Source organism: Leptolyngbya sp. 7M (assembly GCF_018128485.1).
The window spans coordinates 5,878,155-5,900,346 of the sequence record NZ_CP070897.1; the positions used below are offsets into that span (position 1 = coordinate 5,878,155).

Consider the following 22,192-nt stretch of genomic DNA (forward strand, 5'->3'; position numbering starts at 1 on the left):
ATTAAGCATCATTTTTATGAGTCTATTGTTCGGATTTACAATTCTGCTCGCGCTGCTGACAGCGGGCATTGTCCTTTATCTACTGACGGCTCGCCGCTATCAATCAGCCGATTCGGTGGCCCAGTCCTACGATCAATGGACCGAAGATGGAATTTTAGAGTTTTATTGGGGTGAACATATCCATTTGGGACACTACGGCTGTCCCCCGCAGCGGAAAGATTTTCTAGCGGCCAAGTCCGACTTTGAGAATTTGTGCAGCGTCTGATTATGCTGGGTTGTCAAACCGCTTGGGTGCCGCAAGTCACGGTTCTATACCGCCAGCATGATCAAAATGATTCCCTGAATACGCTGGTGCAGGCCGAAGAGGTTTGGGCTGTCCAAGAGCAGTTTTTCGCTCGCCCTGATATTCCCCCAGCCATCCGTCAAATTGAACGCGAGTGCCGCTACTACACACTAGTCTGGATTGCCTGGCGGCTCTACCACACCGGACGCCTAGCAGAAATGAGCAGCTACTTGGAAAAAGCCCTCTCCTACCGTCCGAATACGCGCACCGAAGCTCTCATGCAGTGGATCGAACTGTTTCAGCGGTACGAAGCCGAATATGGCAAGACATTTGATGTGCAGCAGTTGACGCAATCTTCTGACTGGCAGGAATTGATCAGTATATTGATCAAAGATAAGTAGGTGAGCATAATTAAAGTTCATCAACCAGGATAATCTATCATTTTTTCAATCAGTCGTTTCGTGGTTTCGTGGGGCATTGGAGGGGACATAATCTCTAGGAAGCCTCGGTCGTAGGCATATCGGGTGCTAGTATCTTCTGCTTTAGCAACCAGCAAACTTTCGAACAGATCCCAAGTGATGTTCTGTAAAATAATCCGTTGTTCAGATAGTAAGGCTGCACCAGTCATGGTTCTCAACCCAAATCGAAACTACTCTTAGCTTATCTCGATTGGCGATGAATACAACAAATGGGGCTTTAGACTAACAAACAGCATCTCTAATCTTTAATACAATAAGTTTGGCTGATTCAATAGCCTAGAGACACAGAGGGTAAATAACATGACCACCTTCACGATTGACCTCAGCCCAATTCTCCAGCAAAGTGGTGTTGCCCACCCTGTTCTTACCGATGCTCAGTTTGAGCAACTCTGTGCCGCTAATCCTGAAATCAAATTTGAACGGACTCCAACTGGAGAACTAGTAATTATGTCTCCCACAGGTGGTGAAACTGGGAAAAATAACGTTGAAATTGCCGCTGATTTTGTGATCTGGAATCGACGCACCAAGTTGGGAGTTGTCTTCGATTCATCGACTTGCTTTAGACTCCCGCAGGGAGGCGACCGGTCTCCTGATGTCGCCTGGGTTGAACAATCTCGCTGGGATGCGCTCACGCTAGAACAACAACGCCGATTTCCACCCCTCTGCCCCGATTTTGTCTTGGAACTGCTCTCACCCAGCGACAACCTCAGTACCATCCAAGCCAAAATGCAAGAATACCTAAACAATGGTCTCCGCCTAGGTTGGCTCCTGAATCCGCAGGATCAACAGGTTGAGATTTACCGTCCGGAACAGGCTGTAGAAATCTTGCAAGCTCCCGAGACGCTATCTGGCGAACCCATCCTACCAGGATTTATTGTTGGCAGCGATCGGCTGAGAGGGGTCCACGGTGTCAAACAATTTAGTCGGGGACGAACGGTTCGGGAATCGCTTCCGCCCGATTTGGCCGAACTGCGAATGCACCACATCCAGCAAGCCTTAACCACAGGTGAACTGCAGGTCTACGAGCAACGCATCACCATTGATGGCCAGCCCCAAGAAGAAGAAGTCCGCATTTTGGTCATGGGAGACGATGAGGTGCTAATCATGGTCCGCGATATCACCGATCGCAAACGGGCAGAAGAGGCCCTGCGAATTGCCGAAGAAAACTACCGCAGCATCTTTGAAAACGCCTTAGAAGGAATTTTTCAATCCTCTCCAGGAGGACAGTTTATCAATGCGAATCCAGCCTTAGCCAAGATTTATGGCTATAATTCACCGGCTGAAATGATGGCCAGTATCACCAATATCGGTGAACAGCTTTATGTGGATCCGGAAAAACGAGCTGAATTTAGAGAGCTATTAGAAAAACAGGATGCCGTCAAAGATTTTCAATATCGCTGCTACTGTAAAGATGGCAGTATTATCTGGATACAAATCGATGCTCGTGCGGTAAAAGACAGCGATGACAAGGTTTTATATTACGAAGGCATTGTGCAAGATATTACAGAACGCAAACGTCGTGAAGATGAATTAAGACGCCAACTGGAAGAATTAAAGATTGAGATTGATCAGAAAAAACGAGAAAAAGAAGTAGCTACACTGACAGGAAGTAGCTATTTTCAGGAGGTGCAGCAAGAGATAGCAGAAGTTAATCTAGATGAATTTTGGAGCTGACTCTTACATTAATCATCGATTTTGCAATTACATGACGCAAAAGTGTTCTACACTGCTAGCCAAGCCAAGCATTCTGTAAGACACTGGTGATGGTGGCTACAGGACAGGTAGCTACAGGACAGAGTAATTGGGTTCAGCGAGTTTATGTCGAATCTGTTTGAGTTAGTCAAAGCAGGTGGGCCGGTGATGATTCCGATCGTCGGCTTGTCAGTGGCAACAATTGCCTGCGCCTTGGAACGAGCTTGGTTCTGGTATCAGTTGGTTAGCCAGGAAGACCGGATTGTGCATGATGTCTTGGCGGCAGCTCGCTACAATCTGGAGGATGCTAGGGGGATTGCCGAGAGCGCTCAGCACCTACCAATTGGGCGATTTCTGCTTGCACCTCTGAAGTTGCGGCAGCCTTCTCCTGAAACCTTTCGCTTGGCAATGGAAGCAGCGGGGGATAAGGAATTTGTCCAGATGCGCCGGGGCGATAAGCTGCTGGAAACAGTAGTGGCCATTTCTCCCTTGCTGGGTCTACTGGGAACGGTGACGGGTCTGATCGCTACCTTTAGCAGCCTCAACATTGGCGGTGGTGGTACCACTGAATCAGCCGCCGGGGAAATCCGGGCAATGGTCCCTCGGAAGCTGCCTGTGTTCTCTGCACGATGCGAAGCGCTGTTGGCAAAAGCATCGAGCCGGACTTGGGCCGATTGTCCGACCCGCAAGTTGCCCAGCTCTAGCTCCGACACCTGCACCACCACTTTGACGGTACTAAAGTCGCCTAGCCTCAGGACCGAATCGCTGACCCAGTTGACAGATTGCTTGCGCTGAAGCAAAGGATAAGAAAACGGCAGCATAGCAGAAACGCGAGGGGAAATAGCCGAAGCTGCTTTTATTATCACCCTATCTGGTTCAACTCACTGTTTAACCGAACTGGTCTAACTTCATTGACTGCTTAGCTCAACTGACTGCGAAACTTCTTGACGCTGATTGTCAGCAACAGAATAGCAAACCCGATTAACGCCAACACATGTGGCCACAGCTCAACTACCCCCACGCCCTTGAGCAGAAACCCGCGAGCAATCGCCACATAATGCCGCAGCGGATTCAACAGCGACAGATAGCGAAAGAATGCAGGCATACTTTCGATTGGCGCAATCGCTCCAGAAGTTTGGATGAGTGGCAAATTGACAAAGAACGAGGTTAGCACGACCTGTTGTTGATTTTTGGCAATAGTAGCCAGCAGAATGCCAATGCTGATACCAACGAATAAATAAACGGCAGATACAAGTAGAAAAATTAGCATATTGCCTCGGAACGGCAGCTGGAACACAATTTTGGCTACAGCTAGCGCTAGAAATACATCGCCAATCAGCAGCATAAACAAAGGCACAATTTTTGCCAGCAGAATTTCCCAGGCGGCTGCTGGCGTCATCAAAAGCTGTTCTAAGGTGCCGGTATCCTTTTCACGCACCACCGCCGAGGAAGAAACTAGCGAGCTAGTCAGGGTCAGCACCAAGCCCAAAACGCCAGGAACAAAAAACCAGGTGCTATTGAGTCCGGCATTGTAGAGAAAAACAACTTCCGGTTCAATTAAGGGTGGACTAGCGTTGACTTGGCGGCGACTAAACCGATTGACGATTTGGCTCATATAACCATTGGCGATACCAGCCGTATTAGCGTCGGTGCCATCGATTAGCACCTGAATTTCGGGTGATGCACCTTGCTGAAACTGACGATCAAAATCGGGCGGAATCACAAGGCCCGCCGTCACCTGTCCCAATCGCACCTGCTCGGCTAGCTCAGTTTCGCTAAACAAATAATTTTGGGCTACAAAAATCTGATTCTCGGTCATGGCAGCCACCAGTTCGCGGCTCATCTGGCTATTGGCGTAATCCACGATTCCCAGCTTGAGAAACTGCACATCGGGACTAAGAGCAAAGCCAAACACCAAAAGCTGAATCGTAGGCGGAAACACCAGCAGAAAAATCAACCAATTATTCGCGGAACTGGTTTTACTTTCTGCAGCGGGCTACCGGCATTTTTCTTTTCGTGTTCATACTTTTCCACGTGCTGAACCTACGGTTCGGGCTGATGCCGGGATTGAATATGACGCCCGTTGCGGGCAATGCGGACCTGGCCTTTGACATCATCTCAGCTGAGTTCTCGATCCCTTGGGTGATGGCCATCTACATTCTCGGGATCGCTGCGACGGCGTGGCATCTCGCTTACGGATTTTGGTTATTTGCGGTTGATTGGGGCATTGTTATCGGCGAAAAGGCACAGAAATACGCTATTTATGCGTGTGCAGCACTTGCATTTGGGCTTTTTGCCGTCGGGGCCAACGCGGCCTTCGCCTTTGTACGGCACTGTGGCCTTTTGCCCGCGGCTTTGTGCGAGCAGCCGAAACACACTAAGACTTCGGTTCCAAAGAAAGTTTAGAACTGTTCAGCGGGCGGCCTTCGCCGTTACCCGAACAATATCGATATGGCATCAAATGGTTTAAAGATCGCGATCGTCGGCGGCGGGCTTGCAGGTCTTGCCGCCGCGATGAAGATCGCAGAGGCCGGGCATGAGGTCGATCTGATCTCAGTCGTTCCGGTCAAACGTTCGCATTCCGTCTGTGCTCAAGGCGGCATCAATGGAGCCGTCAATACGAAAGGTGAAGGCGATTCGCCGGCAAAGCACTTGGACGATACGGTCTATGGCGGTGATTTTCTGGCAAATCAGCCGCCTGTAAAGCGGATGTGCGACATGGCCCCGGAGATAATCTATCTTTTTGATCGGATGGGTGTGCCATTTTCGCGTACCAAAGAAGGCCTGCTCGATTTCAGGCGGTTTGGCGGCACGCTTCATCACAGAACGGCATTCGCCGGAGCCTCGACCGGTCAGCAGCTTTTATACGCGCTTGATGAACAGGTCAGAAAATTTGAAGTGGCCGGGAAAGTAAAGAAATACGAAGGCTGGGAAATGCTTTCGCTCGTCCTGGACGATCATCAGGTCTGCCGCGGCCTTATCGCGATGGACCTTCAGTCGCTTGAGTTAAAGGCGTTCAAAGCCGATGCAGTGATCATGGCGTCCGGCGGCCCGGGCCTGATCTTTGGCAAGTCCACCAATTCGATGACGTGTACCGGTTCGGCGGTCTCTGCCGCTTATCAGCAAGGAGCACGTTATGCGAACGGCGAATTTATCCAGGTTCATCCGACGTCTATCCCCGGCGAGGACAAGCTTCGGCTGATGAGCGAATCCGCACGCGGCGAAGGCGGACGCGTTTGGGTCCCGCGCAATGATGGTGATAAGCGCGACCCGAAAGACATTCCGGAAAATGAACGTTGGTATTTCCTCGAGGAAAAATATCCGGCCTATGGAAATCTTGTTCCGTGCTTTTGTTCACTGATATCCCGCGCCACCCAAATCACAGTTTCCCTGGAAATTGGCGAAATGTTCGCAGCAAACCAGGCTTCCTGCTCGGCGATGGGGAGGCTATATTCCACCTGTTGGGGTCGCTGTTCATCCAATACGGTTTGCACATGGCGCATCACTTGATCTGCAAAGTCAGCGGCAAATACCTCGTGGACCGTTTTGCCGAGCAGTGCCTCCCTAGACGGATAAACCGACTCTGGGTAGGGAACAGTAATTTTGAGGTAGCGGCCCTGACGATCCAGGACAAAAATCAGTTCGGTCATGGCTTCAAACAGGCCACGCAGTTCTGCTTCCGCCGCTGCTAATGAGGCGGTACGCTCTTGGACTCGCTGTTCCAGATCACGATTGGTAGATTCGAGGGCAGCAAAGGAAGCGCGCAGTTGGCCAGCCATTTGGTTAAATGAGGATGAAAGTTCCTGCAGCTCTTCGGTATGTCTCACCTGAATGGTTTGATCGAGATCGCCTGCGGCGATGGCTTTAGCGGCCTGATTAAGTCGCAGAATTGGACCTGTGACCCAGCGGGCGGTAAACATACCAATGGCAACCGATAGGACAAAGGCGACCCCCCAGAGGGCAATCGTCAGGCGGGTATTTTGCTCGATCTGCGTCATAAAATCCTCTTCCGGCACAGCGATCACTACCAGCCAATCCAATCCAAGCGAATCGCGCCACGGCGTCACCTGAATAAACTGTCGCTCTTGATTAACCTGAAACTCTAGCTGCTGGGATCGGTGAATTGCCGCAAACTGTCCAAACTTTTGGTGTAAATGCTGGGCAACCCCCTGAATTAGCGGATCCGAACTGTCTAAGGCACTGAGGCGTTTAGCTTCGCCATCTGCCACTCGATAGGCGGGTTGCTTGCTGCTGGTTGCCACAAGGGAACCATCCCGCTCGATCACAAAAATTCGAGCCGACGGACTAACTCGCAGGGTGCGCAAAAATTCGCTGATGCCCGATAACAGCAAATCAACGCCAATCACGCCGATCAGAACCTGGTTACGGCCATAGACCGGGTAGCTAGAGGAAATTGACAGCACTTCTGGCTTATCGTTCCATTGGTAAATTTGGCTCCAAACCGGACGCCCAGCCGATGCCGCAGCAGCATACCACCCTTCTGATTGAACTGGGTCTGGCGCATCTATCACCTTGCCCCCAACCCGATTGCCTTCATGGTCGGTCTGGTAAATCGTCATCGTGTTTAGAGACGACTTGCGGGTCTCGTTGATCAGAAACTGGTTGTTCTCTAGACGCTCAACGCCAATAAATTCACCAGCTTGATTGGCATAGTTGATATACCCCACATCGAATACCTGCATCTGCTTCCAGAACAACTGCCCAAGCTGCTCAGGAAATTTACGAGTTTAATCAGGATTTCGACCCAACTATCGAGTTTGACTTACCTGACCTGATGGCCGCCGATGAGAATTTCGCTAGTCCAGATCTACCGATCAGCGGAGCTGAGCTAGAAGCCGCAATGCCTGATCCCGAATTGAGCTTCGATGCACCCCCTGATGCCAGCGAGTTCGCCTTTGAAGATGCAGCTGCCTTCGCTGGTATGCACGGTCCAGAGGACAATCAGCCTGCCCCATTCGATCTGCTGGCCTCTGCTGAAGCAGATGATCCACTGAATTCCCTGTTAGCAGAGGAGGATGTGGTTGAGTTTGGCGATATTTCAGCAGAACCCGCTGAATTTGACGATTTGGAGGCCATTCTGGCTGAAGATAGCGCCTCTGTTACTGCCATTCATGATCAGTCAGATGCAACCGATGCCTTTGATTATGACAATGATGAAACTACGGCTGATTTTGCTGATCTGGAAGCGCTGCTAGATGATAGACCAGAGCTTGCACCAGAGCTAACAGCGACAGAAATACCGCTGACTCCAGCGATTGGGCTAGAAAAATCAGTGGACGATGAGTTTGGTGATCTAGAGGCGTTGCTTCAGGATGCAGACCAAACCTTGGGGGTCGGGTCCTCTCCCGCTCGGAAATCTAGTGCTGTCAGCAATCGTCGTCCCAATCGCCGCAGTGGTTTGAATGAGCAGACCATGCGGGTTTCGGTCAAACACCTCGACAACCTCAATAACCTGGTTGGAGAAATGGTGGTGAACCGCAATAGTCTAGAGCAGGCGGAAGAACGGTTGCGCCAGTTTTTGGATAATCTGCTCTATCAGGTGCAGCAGTTAAGCGATGTGGGTCAGCGGATGCGAGACCTATACGAACGCTCCCTCTTGGAAAGCTCGCTACTCTCTAGTCGGCGAGGACAGTCGGGGACCACGCCGATCAGCGGATTTGGCTTAGGACAGACGAATCACGCGACGGGGCTGAGTTTCGATGCGCTGGAAATGGATCGATTCACTGGCTTCCATACGCTATCGCAGGAGATGATCGAACTGATTGTGCGGGTGCGGGAGTCGGCCTCCGACATTGACTTTGTGGTGGAAGAAACCGATCAGGTGACGCGCAATTTCCGGCAAATTACCACCCAACTCCAGGAAGGGTTGACCCGTTCTCGCATGGTGCCGTTTGCTCAAACCGCTGATCGGCTGCCACGAGGCGTGCGTGACAATTCCCTCCGATACGGAAAGCAGGCTGAACTGCTAATCGAAGGTCGAGATACTCTAATCGACAAGATGATTGTGGAGCAGCTTTATGATCCGATGACCCATCTGGTAAATAACGCGATTGCCCACGGCATTGAAACCCCCGAAGAGCGAATTGCGGCTGGTAAACTTGGCCAAAGGCAGTGGTGGCAGGTTCCACCCGCACAGTTGTGAACTGAGAATAGGGTTTGACCTGGCCAGACGACTCAAAGGGTAAATCGATCCCGGTGGGTTCTCCCAGCTTCAGGCGCTCTAGCCAGCCATAAAACACCCCTGGCTTCAGGCGTTGCATCACATGCACCATGCCCACGTTCCTAGGGTTTTGCAGAATTTCGGTGACGGTGACTGGGCCGCGTGCCCCCACCGAGTCGTAGTCGCTATTTTGGATTGGCCACTCTCCGATGCGGATGGCCCCTTCATCGATAAAAACATCGTTAGGTTTCACTGCACCCGATTCTAAAGCAATGGCTAGGTTAATCGGTTTGAAGGTTGAACCCGGTTCATAAACATCGGTGACGACCCAGTCCCGCAGGGTCTCCTGATCGGTGTTGTAGTACTGGTTGGCATCAAACGTTGGCTCTGAGGCCAGGGCCAAAATCGAGCCGTCCTGCACATCCATTACAATCACCACGCCCCGCTTGGCGCTGTATTTCTGCATTTGCTGTTTCAGGGCATAGCGGGTGGCACGCTGCAAGCGGCTGTCTAGAGTTAACTGAAGCTGTAATTCGTCGTATTGCACCAAATTCTTGGGCAGCCCCAGCGGAATCACCGAGCCATCTCCAGAGCGGCGAATTCGCATTTCTGGTGCCGAGCGGATCAACTGTTCATCCTGGCTGTACTCGACGCCGGCCTGGGCTTGGCGGTCAGCATTGACGTAACCCACAATATTGGCGAACAACTCCTGCTGGGGATAAAGGCGCTCTTGCTGCTGGAGCAGTTCCAATCCATCCAGGTGGAGCTGACGAATTTGCTTGGCCTTATCTTCAGGTAATGCCTCCGCCAACCGGATACCGCTTTCGGTTTCGCTGATCTGGGCCAGCAGTTGCTCCATCGGCTTGTTCAAAATTGGTGCTAAGGCTACCGCAATCGTTTCGCGCTGTTGCTCGAACAGAATCGGGTGGGCATAGAGGGTATAGATCGGCTTGTCGATTGCCAGCACATTGCCTTCGCGATCCACAATCGGCCGACGTGGCAGGGCCGCACTCAGGGCAATGGTTTGCTGGGCCTTCGCCCGCTCTTGCAAAATGTCTCCTTGCAGCACCTGGAGGCGGAATAGGTTCAGCGACAGCCCCACCATGCCAATCATTAAAATTACCCACACCAGGAGCAACCGAGGTTTGGGCGCTATAGCGGTTTCTAGGCGCAACCGCCGTTGGGAACGCGAACCTTTGTACAGGAAGTCTGGATTCGGTCCCTGCCCATCTGAAGTCAAGGACTCAGAGCTGGAGCGAAGTCTGGGGGAGCGCAAATGCTGGGATGGGGGATGGAGCGACGAGCGGCGAGCGTGCCGCCGGGATCGAGCAAGAAACCAATCAGAAGATTCTCTTTCTCACCGGCGGATTGATGATCGGCCCACCGAAAAGCACTACCGTCAGCGGCAGTCGGCGCAGCGCTCAAAAACATGGATTGGATTACGAAATTCTGGACGCCCAGCAAATTCACGCCCGGTTTCCCCTGTTGCATCCCGACCCCAGTGCCATTGCTTTATTCGAAGCCAAAGCGGGCTTTGTGCGGCCAGAAGCAGCAATTCGCGCCCATTTGCAACGTGCAGCCCAGCTTGGAGCAGCTCTACATTTTGAAGAACCCGTCCTGAGTTGGTGTGCCACCGACCAAGGTGTGCAGGTAACTACCGCTAAAACTACCTACGAGGCTGCCAGACTGGTAATTGCACCGGGAGCTTGGGCTACTCAGCTGCTGAAACTAGATATTCCGTTTGTCGTAGAACGGCAGGTACTTTACTGGTTTGAGCCACTGCGCCATAGAGAACTGTTTGACTGCGCCCATCTACCGATCTACATCTGGGAAACCGGGGATGGTGTTCAGTTCTATGGATTTCCGGCTGACGCAGGCTCAGAAGGAGTCAAAATTGCCTTCTTCCGCGCAGGTGAAGTTTGTACTCCAGAGACGATTGATCGAACGGTTTATCCCCATGAAGTAGAAACAATGCGGAGATATCTAGTCCAGCATATTCCCGATTTAAACGGGCAGCTTCTAAGTACAGCAACCTGTATGTATACGAATGTACCAGATGAACATTTTGTCATTGGTTTACATCCAGCCTATCCGAATGTGACAGTGGCTTCTCCTTGCTCCGGGCATGGCTTTAAGTTCGCCAGCGTTGTGGGAGAGATTCTGGCCGACTTAGCAATCAACGGCCACACTCACCATCCTCTCGACCTGTTCAAACCCGATCGGTTCGGTCAAAACACGAATCTGCCAGCTAACTCCTGACCACTGGCAAAACTGCTTGGTGAAATTACTTGATTAAGCTATTTTTCATCAATCGTCGAGTGCAGTTCTAGAGCGTGTTTTAAAACCCCGATCTGATCCCCCTTGGCTCCTGCCTACGGTGTACACCGTAGATACCCTTCCGGGGATGGGCCTTTGGCCTAGAAAAAGGGGGAACCGTAGGCAAAGCCTGTGCCTAGCACATACCAAATGCGGCTTGAAGTCTCCCTTTTGTTGGCGAAGCCCGCCCTTCGGGCATAGGGGGATCTAGGCGGATCGCAAGGCTGAAGCAACAGCACTAAAGACTCTTAAAACACACCCTAGAAACCTGACCAGAGCCTTTGCTTGAATCTGCGGCGGATCTGTAGTGCAAGCGGCTCGCTGGCGCGGGCAAGATACCCGCACTGCGTCTGGCCAGATAAACGGTCAGTGCTTGGCCATCACCATTCGCGCAAGAGCTACGCCAAGCCCTCTCTCAACTCGGTTCTGTGCCTAGCGACAAGCTGCTGGCCCTAGAAGTGCTCTGGACACCGCAACAGGAAGGTGACACGCTGTCGTCAGACGAGGTGATTGCCCAGTACCCAGATCTGGCCCTGGTGTAGGAGGCTGTTAGACCGATTAATCTAAATCTGAATCAAATTTCTAGATCGGAGTTGACTGGTTCAACCCCGATTTTTTCTATGTTTGGGCTAGCCTTGCCAACGCCCCGGTACCAATGGGCCAGCCGCGCCGGAGAAACGCCTAGAAAATAGGCTGCGATAATCAGTTGATTAATCAGCGTCGTGCGCCAAACGCCTAGAGTTTGCCATCTGCGTCCTGAGGTCATCACGGCTGCGGGAGCAATCGCAATTTTGCCGTAGCGCTGCAACCGTCGCACTAGCTCAAAATCTTCCATAATCGGCAGTTCTATAAATCCGCCTAGCTGCCGAAAGGTTTCTGCCATCAGGAAAAGCGCCTGATCGCCATAGGGTAACTGCAACAGTCGAGAACGCCACTTCACGGCCCATTCAATCCAGCGCAATCCCGGTTCCGATCCGGCAATCTGCAGCTCAAATGCACCAGCAATAATTTCAGGCTGTGCTAAGGTCTGGCGCACCAGGGAAACAAATCCCGCAGGCAGAGAAGTATCGGCATGCAGAAACAGCAACACCTCACCTCTGGCCGCCTTTGCACCTGCATTCATTTGTACCGCCCGCCCCTGAGCCGAACTAACGACTTTGACGCCCAGGGCCTTGGCTCGTGCAACCGAGTCGTCTTGGCTGCCTCCATCGACCACAATCACTTCTACGTCCTCCTCCTGAAGGGAACGCAGCGCAGTTTGGATGCGATTGGCCTCATTCAGCACCGGAATAATCACCGAAAGAAATGGCCGCTGGTCTGGCAGGATCGGCTTCAACTCTGCTTCTGGTTGTGACTGACTGGCCTGCTGAACTGCCCACCAAATTGCTAAGTCTTCAGGCCGGTCCACGTCCGACAACATATCTAGATCAGCCACGGTTAGATTCAGTGACTTCGCGATCTGCACTGTCTGCTGCAAAACCAGTTCGCTACTCCAGGCAATCGTTTTGAACAATTGGGGCACAAATTGGCTCAGCCCAATCAGATAATAGCCGCCGTCGGTAGCTGGTCCCAGCACCAGATCTCGCTGATACAAGGCACGAAATGCCTGTTCGAGTTTAGCCGCATCGAGTTGCGGACAGTCCGTACCAATCGCCACCACCCGCTCCATCCCAGCCGCAAAAGCCGCTTGAATTGCATAAATTAATCGTGCACCCAAGTCCTCGCCCTGCTGTGCTTGATAGTTCCATTCGCTACCTAGCCAGCTTTGCATCAGCAGATACCTCCAGCGGAATTCGCTGCGCGTCTCGTTCAATTTCAATATTGTCAACGGTGGAGTTTTGACCTTGCAAGGCCCGTATGCCCGGTAGCTGCTCTAGCGGATAGGGTTGCTGAGAGCCAGCGATGTAGGTGGAGTAGGGCAAGTCCGGGGAGGCTCCCGGCAGCAGATCGTTGCCCAACAGGTCGCGTGCCCGTTGGTTCGTGTAGTAGGTTTGCCCCCAGCGGTCATGTACCCCTACCGCCACCGGAATCGCTTCCAGGAATTGCCGCAGCCGTCGTTCGCTTTGCAGTAGAGCCGCATGCTGTTCCAGCAATTGTTTGTCTTGAGTGTAGCGGCGTAGAGCCTCGCGTACCGTCAGGCACAGGTCAGTTTCGTCCCAGGGTTTGCAGACATAGCGGTATAGGCTGGCCGAATTGATCACTTTGACTATGGCTTCGAGGTGGGTTTGGCCGGTCAGCAAAATTTTCAGCGTTTTGGGATACTGGGCGTGCAGTCGAATTAGCAACTCATCGCCTGCCATGCCCGGCATAATTTGATCGCAGAGAATCAGCGGAATTTCAATTGCGGCAGCAGTCAGTTCACTAAACAGCTCCAGCGCTTCTTCACCACTTTCGGCTAGCTCGATTTCGTAGTCGGCTCCAATCAGACGAGTGAGTTGGTCACGCAAGCTGAGCAAGACCAGTCGCTCATCATCTACGCAAACGATGGTGCCTTTACTCATCGACTTGCTCCAAACCCGATCGGATGACACCAATTAGTGTGGCTTCATCCCACGGTTTGGGAATGTAGGCGTGAAGGTTGGCAAATTGACGGGCATTTTCGATTGCTGCTTCATCGACCTGTCCTGACAACAAAACCGTGACAATCTTAGGAAACCGCTGGTGTACTTTAATCAAGAATTCATCTCCGCGCATACCGGGCATGAGCCAGTCAGAAACAATAATCAAAATTCTGATTTGCTCTAGGCTCAACTCTTCAATGACTTCCCAAGCTTCATCAACTGTTTCGGCAAATTCATACCGATATCGATCACCAAAATGTTTCAGTATTTGATCCCGCAAACTTAACAGGACAATTCGCTCATCATCTACACATAAAATAGCTTGGTCGGACATTTCACTCAGCCTGCCACATCGGCAACCACACGCTAAAGGTAGTATGCCCAGGTTCACTTTCTAACTCAACGTTGCCGTGATGCTTGGCAACAATTCGCCGCACAATATCTAGCCCCAAACCGCTGCCTTCACCAACAGGTTTAGTGGTGAAAAACGGTTCGAAGATGCGATCGCGAATTTCAGGAGGAATGCCGCTACCCGAATCGGTAATCTGCACCACTACATGCTGGTTTTGTTCAGTTACCGTGATAGTGAGCGTGCCTGACTGCTAGAAAAAAGATTGGGATTTGAGTTGTTTGATCGCAGACGACGGAGTCCACTCACCCTAACGGAGGCTGGAAAAGTCTTTATTAAAGAAGCCTGTTTCATTCTTGCTCACACTCAACATGCAATTGAATCAGCCCAACAAATCAATCGAGGCAAAAAAGGCCGTCTGACAATCGGCATCAATACCTCGATCTCCAATAGCAGACTCCCTGACATCCTAAGAGTGTTCCATGAGCGATATCCAGATGTGACGCTGATGCTTGAGGAACTCGCCTCATACGATCAGATTGAAAAACTGAGACAACAACAACTAGATGTAGGTTTCTTCCATTTGCACAATTTGCAGATGAATAACACCCACAACGATGTGGCATTAACCAGTAAAACAGTCATAAAAGAGTCCTTAATTTTGGTATTGCCTGAAAAACATCGTTTTGCTAAGCGATCTGTCAACCTGCCACTTGCCATTCTGTCTAATGAACCATTTATTTTGCCGCCCGCCAACTTGCTGCATGGTCTGCGAGAACAAATTGATCAACTTTGTGTAGCCGCAGGATTTAAGCCCAAAGTCAGACAGGAAGCAGCTTGGATCTCAACTGTGCTGAGTTTAGTAGCTGGTGGCATGGGAATTTCATTCTTCCAGCCAATGTAGAAAATCTTCAGCGAAACGGTGTCGTCTATCGAGCGATACAGGGAGAATCTCCAGAACTGGAAATTGGAGCAGTATGGCATCGAAATAATCAATCTATGACTTTGAAGAACTTTCTCACAGTTATAGACAGCTTTAGTTGAGCTGCACTTAGATTTAGATCTCTCCAATAGATCCTTAAAATAGTCGTTCCTAAAAAGGGGAAGCAAGGCAGGGCAGGGAGTAATAAGGTTAAATCAAGGCTGTAGGTTCTCGCTTTGGCTCTGACTTGAAGCTGCAAGATCCAACCGGATTGATTTACTTACACATAGACCTGCATCTGGCACACCCTGAGCCACAGCCCCTACTTCAATGGTGCAACCAGACAGCTCTTTGTTTTACCAACGCCCCCTTCTGTTCCCGCTTGCACCATTTGATCCGGACTGCCCGCGAATCAACAGGCGTGCAGCTCAACGTAGTGCAAGAAGGAACCTGGATGTCAACCGTGCTTAGATTGGGTGGCGGGAGCCGTGGGCGTGACGCTACTGCCGACCAATGCCATGAACCTACAGCGATCTGGGGTTGTCTATCGCCCCATTGCTGGGCAAATGCCCCTGTTTCAACTGGCGCTGGTTTGGCGACGCGACCATACCTCTGCCATACTGCATAACTTGCTCTCGGTGGTGCAGCAGGTGGCCCGCGAACAGCTTGCCCAAGGGGCTGATTAGCAAAACTGGTTAGGAAAAATTCTTTGACGTAGCGCTATCGGTAGCGGTACAAAAGATGGTGCGCTCGGATTTAGCCACCTCTGGTGTCATGTTTTCCATTGATACGGAAACTGGCTTCCGCAATGCTGCCTTGATTACAGCCGCCTATGGTTTAGGAGAAAACGTAGTGCAGGGCGTGGTGAATCCCGATGAGTATATTGTCTTCAAACCCACACTGAAGCAAGGATTTCGCCCGATTCTCGACAAACGGTTGGGCAGCAAAGAGATCAAAATGGTCTACAACATTGGCGGCAGCCGTCCGACGATCAACGTGCCGGTGCCCAAGTCCGAGCAGGGCCAGTATGCGCTCAACAACGCTGAGATTCTTCAGTTGGCCGAGTGGGTTTGCACAATTGAGGAGCACTATTCTACGGTGCGGGGCGTCTATACGCCGATGGATATCGAGTGGGCCAAGGACGGTCAGACGGGTGAACTGTTTGTGGTGCAGGCACGTCCGGAAACGGTCCATTCTCAGAAATCAAACAATGTGCTCAGAACCTATCAGCTCAGCGCTCGACCAGAGGCCAAACCGATTCTGACGGGGCGGGCTGTTGGCGAGATGATCGGTCAGGGCAAGGTGCGGGTGATTTTAGATGTGCGCAGGCTGGATGAGTTTCGCGAGGGTGAGGTACTGGTGACCGGACGCACCGACCCAGACTGGGAGCCAATCATGAAAAAAGCCAGTGCCGTGATCACCAACCAAGGCGGACGTACCTGCCACGCGGCGATTATTGCCAGAGAGTTGGGCATTCCGGCGATTGTGGGTTGCGATCACGCTACGGAACTGCTCGATGATGAGCAAGAAGTCACCGTATCCTGTGCGGAGGGTGAAGAAGGCCGTGTCTATCAGGGACTACTGCCGTTTGAAGTTCAGGAAATTCAGCTGAATGAGCTGCCCCAAACCCGCACGAAGGTGATGATGAATGTGGGCAATCCGCAGGAAGCCTTTCGCCTGTCGATGATTCCCAATAGCGGCGTGGGTCTGGCCCGCACCGAGTTTATTATTGCCAACCACATCAAGGTGCATCCGCTGGCACTGCTTCATTTCGACCAGCTCAAGGACAAGGGAGCCAAGTGGGAAATTAGCCAGTTAGCGTGGCTCTATTCCAACTACGCCGATTACTTTGTCGATAAGCTAGCGTCAGGGATTGGTATGTTGGCCGCTGCGTTCCATCCCAATCCGGTCGTGGTGCGGATGTCGGACCTAAAGAGCAACGAATATGCCAACCTGATCGGCGGACGCGAGTTTGAGCCAGAAGAAGAAAACCCGATGCTGGGCTGGCGTGGGGCGTCGCGCTACTACGACCCCAACTATGCCAACGCCTTTGGCTTGGAGTGCCGTGCCTTTAAGCGAGTCCGGGAATCCTGATAGCGTTTTTCGCACTGAGATCCAGGTACGTTCGTGTGGGCCAGTTCATCAATTAGAACCAGCTGCGGTTGGCGAGCCAGAATGGCCTCGGTATCCATCTCGGACAAAATCACACCAGAACAATTAATTTGCCGTCGAGGCACTATTTCCAGCCCTGCTGCCCGTTGGGCAGTCTCCTGGCGATTGTGGGTTTCGAGCAAGCCGATCACCACATCCATGCCTTCCTGCCGCAGCCGATGCCCTTCCTCCAGCATGCGGTAGGTTTTACCCACGCCGGGTGCCATGCCAATAAAGATTTTGTGCTTACCGCGATGGGCAGGACGAATGTAGGAGTTGTCAGGGGAAGGCTTGGATGAATGGTACATGGTTGAATTAGATGCTTGTGTAAGGCATCTAGCTGCTGAGTGCGTCTAGAGCTAGGTTGAGCTTTAATACATTCACTCCCGGTTCACCAAAGATGCCTAGAAACCGGCCATCGGTATTTTGATTGATCAAATCCTCTAGCTGATTCGGTTGAAGTTCTCGTGCGCTTGCCACTCGTGTGATTTGCGCTCTGGCGGCTTCCGGCGTGATGTGGGGATCAAGGCTGGAACCAGAAGTGTAAACCAGATCGGCCGTTGGAGTAATACCTACGGCTTGCAATCGAGGAATTTCTCCTTCAATCGCCTGCTCTGGATTCGGATCGGGTTTACCCTTGATGCGATCGATGAGTGCGGGATTGCTGGGAGCCAGATTGCTCGCGCCGGAAACGCCAGTTTGCAAAGTATTGGATGTATCGGCAGTCGGATCAGCGGTGCTGTAGCCCGTGGTACTGGGGCGACTGTTGAAGTAACGATCGCTGGTAAAGGGTTGCCCAATCAAGACTGAGCCAATCGGTTGACCTTGAGCATCGGTAATGATGCTGCCATTGGCCTGGAAGGGAAAAACCAGTTGCCCCACTGCGATCATCACGAATGGATAAATCATTGCCGTTAGGACCCAAAGGATCAGGGTGGAACGAACGGCTCTGCTAGCTTCGCGTGCAAAACTCATTAGAATCGCTCCGGTACAAACATGACAAAAAGGAGATAGATAGCAAGTGCCACAGTCAGCAGAATCAATGCGGCCAACCAGTAGGATTGAGTTCGCGACAAGTCTCCACCTGTTGTAGCAAAGACCGCAGCCGTGATGCGGTTGTCGCCAGTCAGCATAATGGTGCGAACACCCATGCGCCGTAGTTGGTCAAACCGTTCGCGTAGCCCGGGTTTAACTGTATCTTTGAGATAAATCACGCCATAGATGTCATCGTTCTGACAGATGGCAAGCGGTGTGCCACCCAAGCGAGATACTCGTTCGTAAGCTTTGTCTAATGCATTGGGAACGGAACCGCCTCTCTGGCTCAAGTTCTCTAGTGAGAGTTAAACCAGCTAATCGAGGTGAGACATTCAATTGAGTGCCGAGCCAGACTCTACCCCGTGGGAATAAGGCAATAAGTAGCCTATAGATCAAAGCTTATAGATAAGGATGAAAACGGTATAACCGAGGCATAAAGCCTAACTCAGCAGCTTGATCAGCTCAGCCTCATTATATCGCTCCCTTACCGGATGCGGTTTGTCTGATTTGGTTCGGCAAACCGGGCGGTAGATAGGGCAACCTTTCCTATGGTTTCTACACAGATTAATTCAACGGCGGTTTCCAGCCCCATGCCTACGGCAGCCTACCTTCATATTCCTTTTTGTCGGCGGCGCTGCTACTACTGTGACTTTCCAATTTCGGTGGTAGGTGATCGTCCGCCCTTGGCAAAGCAATCAAGCTCAGCCGATGGCTTTGGCACAATCGCCGAATATGTAGAGATTCTTTGTCAGGAAATTCGCGCCACGGCTGCTTTGGGACCACCGCTGCAAACAATATTTTTGGGAGGCGGCACCCCGTCTCTGCTCACCGTACCTCAGCTAGAGCAGGTGCTAGATACCTTACAGCAGCAGTTTGGCATTGCCACGCATGCCGAAATCTCGATGGAAATCGATCCAGACACCGTGGATCAACCTCGATTGCAGGGATATCAAGCGGCAGGGATCAATCGGATCAGCCTAGGGGTGCAGGCGTTTCAGTCAGAGTTGTTGGCGGCTTGCGGGCGGACCCATACCCCGGCTGATATTGAGGCAGCTGTTGAGCTAATTGATCAGATAGGTCTGATCAATTTCAGCTTCGATCTGATCTCTGGATTACCGCACCAAACCCTGGAGCATTGGCAGCAGTCCCTAGAGGCCGCCATTGCCCTACAGCCCCAGCACATCTCGGTTTATGACTTAACCGTTGAAGCAGGTACGGCCTTTGATCGCTGGTATCAACCGGGAGTCCAGCCCCTACCAACCGAGAAAATGACTGCTCAGATGTATCGCATAGCGCAGCAGACGCTGACCAAAGCCGGCTATCAGCACTACGAAATATCGAACTATGCCAAACCAGGCTTTCAGTGCCGCCACAATCGCGTTTATTGGGAGAACCGGCCCTACTACGGCTTTGGGATGGGAGCAGCTAGCTATACCCAAGGTCAGCGCTTTACCCGTCCCCGCAAACGCCGCGAGTACTACCAATGGGTGCAGGGCTACAAGACTCAGGGCAGGATTGACGCCCCAGTGACTCCGCCTCAGGAAGCCCTCCTTGATACGCTGATGTTGGGGTTGCGCTTAGCAGAAGGCTTGAGTTTGAAAACCTTAGCGCTCCAATTTGGTGAGCAGGTCGTAGAGCAGATTTTAATGACCGTAGTGCCTACGAAGGTATCTTAGCCCGCGATTACCCGGTGGTGCAGGGGGGCGTGGTGTTTGTGGCGCTGGTATTTGTCCTAATTAACTTACTGGTAGATATTTCCTACGCCTTTCTCGATCCGCGAATTCAGTACAAGTAAAATAATCCTTCCAATGGATACCCTTTCTACTCCTCCCTTTGTGCGCGAATCGTCGCTGCAAAAAGCCAGACGGCGGTTCCTGCGGTCGATTTCGGCTCGGATTGGCCTGATTTTGACTATTGCGCTGGTGCTGCTAGCATTACTGGCCCCGGTGTTACGTCCCTTCGATCCAGCCACAGCACGGGATTTTGCGGCACGGCTCAGTCCTCCCAGCGCCGTTCACTGGTTTGGCACCGATGGCTTGGGGCGAGACATGCTGAGTTTGGTCTGGTATGGAATTCGGATTTCGTTGCTGATCAGTGTCGTGTCGGTGGGATTGGGGCTGATAGTAGGAACTTTACTGGGGCTGGTAGCGGGTTATTTTCGCGGTTGGCTAGAAACTACGATTAGCTGGTTCACCGACATTTTGCTGGCCTTTCCCTCGATTTTGCTGGCAATTGCCGTGGCGACAGTGATGGGACCCAGTTTGCAGAGCGTTATGATTGCCGTAGGTGTGGTGCAGATTCCGATTTTTATTCGCCTAACTCGCAGTATGGTGCTGTCTCTACGCGAACAAGGATTCGTTCAAACCGTGCGGGCCTTCGGTGCCAAGCCGTGGCGGATTATTTTTTTGCATATTTTGCCTGCTAGTCTTGCCCCCCTAGTTGGGCAGGCAACCTTGTCTATTGGTACAGCTACTTTGGAGGCAGCCGGTCTAGGATTTTTGGGGCTGGGAGCCAAACCACCAACCCCAGAACTGGGTACGATGCTATCTGACTCATTCACCAACGGCTATGCCCTTTCCGCTCCCTGGACCATTCTGCTGCCCGGTCTGATGATCACACTGATTGTTTTGGCTTTCAACCTGCTAGGCGATGGCCTGCGGGATAGCCTGGATCCAAGAGCGGGCTAATCAGGAGCAAGTTGCTTGGACGTAAACTAATCGAAATCTAGGAAGTCCGGCTGAATTTCTAAAGATTCCGTATAACCTCTGCTGACAAGCTGCGAATCGTCTTAAAGTTTTGGGTACCCTGGGAGGGGTTACACCAACGGTAGTTTCGCAAAACAATCGTGTACTCTGTACAAAAATAGGATCTTCGTAGCTGTATACCTGTACGCAACAGTTCAGACCCTAAGATTTGGCGCCTCCGGCAGGAGTTGAGGGAGTTCCCAGATGCTTGTTTGTCCCCATTGTCAGTTTGAAAATCCAGATGCTCACAAGTTCTGTCAACGTTGTGGGGCCTCCCTGGCCGAGAAAGAATGCATGACCAACCAGCACGTTGTTGGTCCGTCGCAGTTTATTTCCATCCAATTCGATGCCAACCGAAAAATTCCGGCGGTGCTACTCGCAGCAAGCCCGGAAAAAGATGTGGCGATTCTGTGGGCAAATTTAGAAGCTTTACCCGAAGCGACTGTCGCGCCGATTGCTAAATTGGATTCTACTGAACCTGCTATTGTCGAAGGCGAAAGAGTTTTTACAATCGGCAGCCCGCTCAATCAACGGAAAATTATCACTACCGGAATTGCCAGCAAAATTGAAGAAAGAGCGATTCTTTCCGACATCAACATCAATCCCGGAAATTCCGGCGGAGCGTTGTTTAATTCGATTGGCGAAGTTGTCGGCATTACCACTTTTGCCGACATCAGTCGAAGCAGTGCCGGAGTTTCGGGAATTATCAGAATCGAACAAGCGTTATCTTTGATTGACGAAGCGAAAAAGAAGATGACGGAAATCTCAAAACCGCAAGCAAGGCTTTTGCCGGTTGACCCGACCGACAATTTTCCGCTTGAAGCCGTTAAAGAAGTTGCAACTGCTAAAAAATTTGAAACTGACCGCTATACGACAAGCGTCGGTAGCTTTAATATTCTTTTAATGACTCCGAGGTTGAAATACCGAATCCAAACCGAAGCCGAGAGGGAAGCCGCAAAAACGCGAGAGAAACGCAATAAAAAAGAGGGCGCAGTGCACGGAACTTTTCGCCCGTTTGACAACTTTTTCGCGTGGCGGGAATATGTTGGTGACTACAAGCCGATTTTGATTATTCGGGCGACGCCGGAACTTGGCGAATCTTTTTGGGGGGCTGTCGGACGCGGAATTGCCGCCAACTACGGAATCCGAACACAAGCCAGGCTTCGTTTCAAGACGGATTTTTACCGTATGCGTTTAATGTGCGGCGACAAAGAGGTTGAGCCGATTCACCCTGCAAAAATCGCCCACATCTTAAACGAAAGCAATTATTTTGTTTCAGTCAAAGACGCAACATTTGAGGGTATGTATTCTTATCCGGCTGATGCCGTTTCTCCCTCGTGTGGAAAAGTCACGTTGGAATTGTATTCCGAGAAAGAGCCGAATAAAGCTCAAAGGAAAGAACTTAGTGAAAAGGCTGTCGCACAAATAGCCGCCGATTTTGCGCCTTACCTTAACTCACGAAAACAATAGGCTGAGGCA

Annotated in this window: 21 protein-coding genes and 7 pseudogenes; 16 read left to right on the top strand and 12 right to left on the bottom strand. The window is 51.5% G+C overall.

The genetic code is table 11. The features are described 5' to 3' along the window. Nucleotides 1-16: 16 nt before the first annotated feature. Nucleotides 17-265 (top strand): hypothetical protein, encoded by a 249-nt coding sequence (locus JVX88_RS31140; RefSeq protein ID WP_317134504.1) that lies wholly within the window; start codon nucleotides 17-19, stop codon nucleotides 263-265. Then, complete coding sequence (locus JVX88_RS31145) at nucleotides 253-684, top strand: hypothetical protein (RefSeq protein ID WP_211622306.1); 432 nt, start codon at nucleotides 253-255, stop codon at nucleotides 682-684. The genes JVX88_RS31140 and JVX88_RS31145 overlap by 13 nt, the downstream gene beginning before the upstream one ends. A gap of 20 nt (nucleotides 685-704) precedes the next feature. Here JVX88_RS31145 and JVX88_RS31150 read toward each other — a convergent pair whose 3' ends face one another. Further along, complete coding sequence (locus tag JVX88_RS31150; RefSeq protein ID WP_211622307.1) at nucleotides 705-911, bottom strand: hypothetical protein; 207 nt, start codon at nucleotides 909-911, stop codon at nucleotides 705-707. 151 nt (nucleotides 912-1,062) lie between these two features. Between JVX88_RS31150 and JVX88_RS43440 the strand changes: the two genes are divergently transcribed. Both JVX88_RS43440 and JVX88_RS31165 read left to right on the top strand, forming a co-directional pair. Then, a complete protein-coding gene (locus JVX88_RS43440; protein WP_317134505.1) occupies nucleotides 1,063-2,436 on the top strand; it encodes a Uma2 family endonuclease in 1,374 nt (457 codons plus the stop codon). A 186-nt stretch (nucleotides 2,437-2,622) separates the two neighbouring features. Next, nucleotides 2,623-2,982 (top strand): annotated as a pseudogene (locus tag JVX88_RS31165) (MotA/TolQ/ExbB proton channel family protein); the annotation flags it as partial. A 98-nt stretch (nucleotides 2,983-3,080) separates the two neighbouring features. Here the strand turns inward: JVX88_RS31165 and JVX88_RS39580 are convergent. Continuing rightward, a pseudogene (locus tag JVX88_RS39580) lies at nucleotides 3,081-3,275 on the bottom strand (HlyD family efflux transporter periplasmic adaptor subunit); the annotation flags it as partial. A gap of 98 nt (nucleotides 3,276-3,373) precedes the next feature. Further along, entirely contained in the window at nucleotides 3,374-4,396 is a 1,023-nt protein-coding gene (locus JVX88_RS31170; RefSeq protein ID WP_263975332.1) for an ABC transporter permease, read from the bottom strand. 44 nt (nucleotides 4,397-4,440) lie between these two features. Here JVX88_RS31170 and JVX88_RS31175 point away from each other — a divergent pair, with 44 nt between their 5' ends. Together JVX88_RS31175 and JVX88_RS39585 are read left to right on the top strand one after the other, a co-directional pair. Next, nucleotides 4,441-4,860 carry a hypothetical protein gene (locus JVX88_RS31175; RefSeq protein ID WP_211628964.1) on the top strand — a complete coding sequence of 140 codons (420 nt, stop codon included), beginning with the start codon at nucleotides 4,441-4,443 and terminating at the stop codon, nucleotides 4,858-4,860. Nucleotides 4,861-4,905: 45 nt separating this feature from the next. Further along, a pseudogene (locus JVX88_RS39585) lies at nucleotides 4,906-5,682 on the top strand (FAD-dependent oxidoreductase); the annotation flags it as partial. A 98-nt stretch (nucleotides 5,683-5,780) separates the two neighbouring features. On the opposite strand, the gene JVX88_RS41305 reads toward JVX88_RS39585, so the two are convergent. Further along, entirely contained in the window at nucleotides 5,781-7,157 is a 1,377-nt protein-coding gene (locus tag JVX88_RS41305; RefSeq protein WP_211622310.1) for a HAMP domain-containing protein, read from the bottom strand. A gap of 92 nt (nucleotides 7,158-7,249) precedes the next feature. On the opposite strand from JVX88_RS41305, the gene JVX88_RS43445 reads away from it, so the two are divergent. Then, complete coding sequence (locus tag JVX88_RS43445) at nucleotides 7,250-8,617, top strand: hypothetical protein (RefSeq protein ID WP_263975333.1); 1,368 nt, start codon at nucleotides 7,250-7,252, stop codon at nucleotides 8,615-8,617. Between the two features lie 16 nt (nucleotides 8,618-8,633). Here JVX88_RS43445 and JVX88_RS31185 read toward each other — a convergent pair. Further along, nucleotides 8,634-9,749 (bottom strand): annotated as a pseudogene (locus tag JVX88_RS31185) (peptidoglycan D,D-transpeptidase FtsI family protein); the annotation flags it as partial. Between the two features lie 170 nt (nucleotides 9,750-9,919). Here JVX88_RS31185 and solA point away from each other — a divergent pair. Next, nucleotides 9,920-10,894, top strand: a complete 975-nt coding sequence (gene solA, locus JVX88_RS31190) for an N-methyl-L-tryptophan oxidase (protein WP_211622312.1) — start codon at nucleotides 9,920-9,922, stop codon at nucleotides 10,892-10,894. Nucleotides 10,895-11,355: 461 nt separating this feature from the next. Next, nucleotides 11,356-11,493: pseudogene (locus tag JVX88_RS31195) on the top strand (DUF1517 domain-containing protein); the annotation flags it as partial. 32 nt (nucleotides 11,494-11,525) lie between these two features. Here the strand turns inward: JVX88_RS31195 and JVX88_RS31200 are convergent. The 4 genes and pseudogenes from JVX88_RS31200 to JVX88_RS31215 all read right to left on the bottom strand — a co-directional run. Next, a complete protein-coding gene (locus tag JVX88_RS31200) occupies nucleotides 11,526-12,722 on the bottom strand; it encodes a TIGR04283 family arsenosugar biosynthesis glycosyltransferase (protein ID WP_211622314.1) in 1,197 nt (398 codons plus the stop codon). Then, entirely contained in the window at nucleotides 12,703-13,452 is a 750-nt protein-coding gene (locus JVX88_RS31205; RefSeq protein WP_211622315.1) for a response regulator, read from the bottom strand. Before JVX88_RS31205 ends, JVX88_RS31200 begins: the two co-directional genes overlap by 20 nt. Then, a complete protein-coding gene (locus JVX88_RS31210; RefSeq protein ID WP_211622316.1) occupies nucleotides 13,445-13,846 on the bottom strand; it encodes a response regulator in 402 nt (133 codons plus the stop codon). Before JVX88_RS31210 ends, JVX88_RS31205 begins: the two co-directional genes overlap by 8 nt. Before the next feature lies 1 nt (nucleotide 13,847). Continuing rightward, nucleotides 13,848-14,099: pseudogene (locus tag JVX88_RS31215) on the bottom strand (sensor histidine kinase); the annotation flags it as partial. 27 nt (nucleotides 14,100-14,126) lie between these two features. On the opposite strand from JVX88_RS31215, the gene JVX88_RS31220 reads away from it, so the two are divergent. From JVX88_RS31220 to ppsA, 3 genes and pseudogenes are all read left to right on the top strand, one after another. Beyond that, nucleotides 14,127-14,765 carry a LysR family transcriptional regulator gene (locus tag JVX88_RS31220; protein WP_211622317.1) on the top strand — a complete coding sequence of 213 codons (639 nt, stop codon included), beginning with the start codon at nucleotides 14,127-14,129 and terminating at the stop codon, nucleotides 14,763-14,765. 494 nt (nucleotides 14,766-15,259) lie between these two features. Continuing rightward, nucleotides 15,260-15,469: a hypothetical protein gene (locus JVX88_RS31225; protein WP_225931233.1), complete on the top strand. Its 210-nt coding sequence runs from the start codon at nucleotides 15,260-15,262 to the stop codon at nucleotides 15,467-15,469. 34 nt (nucleotides 15,470-15,503) lie between these two features. Next, a pseudogene (gene ppsA / locus JVX88_RS31230) lies at nucleotides 15,504-16,877 on the top strand (phosphoenolpyruvate synthase); the annotation flags it as partial. Here the strand turns inward: ppsA and JVX88_RS31235 are convergent. From JVX88_RS31235 to JVX88_RS43450, 3 genes are read right to left on the bottom strand one after another with little or no spacing between them, the layout of a single operon-like run. Continuing rightward, nucleotides 16,820-17,242 carry a hypothetical protein gene (locus JVX88_RS31235; RefSeq protein WP_211622319.1) on the bottom strand — a complete coding sequence of 141 codons (423 nt, stop codon included), beginning with the start codon at nucleotides 17,240-17,242 and terminating at the stop codon, nucleotides 16,820-16,822. The pseudogene ppsA and the gene JVX88_RS31235 overlap by 58 nt on opposite strands. Before the next feature lie 28 nt (nucleotides 17,243-17,270). Beyond that, complete coding sequence (kdpC, locus tag JVX88_RS31240; RefSeq protein WP_211622320.1) at nucleotides 17,271-17,909, bottom strand: K(+)-transporting ATPase subunit C; 639 nt, start codon at nucleotides 17,907-17,909, stop codon at nucleotides 17,271-17,273. Next, a complete protein-coding gene (locus JVX88_RS43450; RefSeq protein ID WP_211622321.1) occupies nucleotides 17,909-18,259 on the bottom strand; it encodes an HAD family hydrolase in 351 nt (116 codons plus the stop codon). The genes kdpC and JVX88_RS43450 overlap by 1 nt, the downstream gene beginning before the upstream one ends. A gap of 258 nt (nucleotides 18,260-18,517) precedes the next feature. Between JVX88_RS43450 and hemW the strand changes: the two genes are divergently transcribed. The 4 genes from hemW to JVX88_RS31265 all read left to right on the top strand — a co-directional run bounded on the left by hemW (nucleotide 18,518) and on the right by JVX88_RS31265 (nucleotide 22,183). Next, on the top strand, nucleotides 18,518-19,645 hold the full coding sequence (hemW, locus tag JVX88_RS31250; RefSeq protein ID WP_225931234.1) for a radical SAM family heme chaperone HemW: 1,128 nt from the start codon (nucleotides 18,518-18,520) through the stop codon (nucleotides 19,643-19,645). A gap of 38 nt (nucleotides 19,646-19,683) precedes the next feature. Then, the gene (locus JVX88_RS43455; RefSeq protein WP_263975653.1) at nucleotides 19,684-19,764 is read left to right on the top strand and encodes a hypothetical protein; all 81 of its coding nucleotides are present in this window, start codon (nucleotides 19,684-19,686) and stop codon (nucleotides 19,762-19,764) included. Nucleotides 19,765-19,777: 13 nt separating this feature from the next. Next, the gene (locus JVX88_RS31260) at nucleotides 19,778-20,656 is read left to right on the top strand and encodes an ABC transporter permease (RefSeq protein WP_211622322.1); all 879 of its coding nucleotides are present in this window, start codon (nucleotides 19,778-19,780) and stop codon (nucleotides 20,654-20,656) included. A 261-nt stretch (nucleotides 20,657-20,917) separates the two neighbouring features. Then, nucleotides 20,918-22,183: a S1C family serine protease gene (locus JVX88_RS31265; protein ID WP_225931235.1), complete on the top strand. Its 1,266-nt coding sequence runs from the start codon at nucleotides 20,918-20,920 to the stop codon at nucleotides 22,181-22,183. Nucleotides 22,184-22,192: the final 9 nt, after the last annotated feature.

What these genes read in the sequence shown, in the direction of transcription:
- hemW (WP_225931234.1), top strand. Translation starts at nt 18,518, where the DNA reads ATGGTTTCTACACAGATTAATTCAACGGCGGTTTCCAGCCCCATGCCT.
- solA (WP_211622312.1), top strand. Translation starts at nt 9,920, where the DNA reads ATGGGGGATGGAGCGACGAGCGGCGAGCGTGCCGCCGGGATCGAGCAA.
- JVX88_RS41305 (WP_211622310.1), bottom strand. Translation starts at nt 7,157, where the DNA reads ATGCAGGTATTCGATGTGGGGTATATCAACTATGCCAATCAAGCTGGT.
- JVX88_RS43445 (WP_263975333.1), top strand. Translation starts at nt 7,250, where the DNA reads ATGGCCGCCGATGAGAATTTCGCTAGTCCAGATCTACCGATCAGCGGA.
- JVX88_RS31210 (WP_211622316.1), bottom strand. Translation starts at nt 13,846, where the DNA reads ATGTCCGACCAAGCTATTTTATGTGTAGATGATGAGCGAATTGTCCTG.
- JVX88_RS43440 (WP_317134505.1), top strand. Translation starts at nt 1,063, where the DNA reads ATGACCACCTTCACGATTGACCTCAGCCCAATTCTCCAGCAAAGTGGT.
- JVX88_RS31140 (WP_317134504.1), top strand. Translation starts at nt 17, where the DNA reads ATGAGTCTATTGTTCGGATTTACAATTCTGCTCGCGCTGCTGACAGCG.
- JVX88_RS31265 (WP_225931235.1), top strand. Translation starts at nt 20,918, where the DNA reads ATGCTTGTTTGTCCCCATTGTCAGTTTGAAAATCCAGATGCTCACAAG.
- JVX88_RS31260 (WP_211622322.1), top strand. Translation starts at nt 19,778, where the DNA reads ATGGATACCCTTTCTACTCCTCCCTTTGTGCGCGAATCGTCGCTGCAA.
- kdpC (WP_211622320.1), bottom strand. Translation starts at nt 17,909, where the DNA reads ATGAGTTTTGCACGCGAAGCTAGCAGAGCCGTTCGTTCCACCCTGATC.
- JVX88_RS31235 (WP_211622319.1), bottom strand. Translation starts at nt 17,242, where the DNA reads ATGTACCATTCATCCAAGCCTTCCCCTGACAACTCCTACATTCGTCCT.
- JVX88_RS31205 (WP_211622315.1), bottom strand. Translation starts at nt 13,452, where the DNA reads ATGAGTAAAGGCACCATCGTTTGCGTAGATGATGAGCGACTGGTCTTG.
- JVX88_RS31200 (WP_211622314.1), bottom strand. Translation starts at nt 12,722, where the DNA reads ATGCAAAGCTGGCTAGGTAGCGAATGGAACTATCAAGCACAGCAGGGC.
- JVX88_RS31150 (WP_211622307.1), bottom strand. Translation starts at nt 911, where the DNA reads ATGACTGGTGCAGCCTTACTATCTGAACAACGGATTATTTTACAGAAC.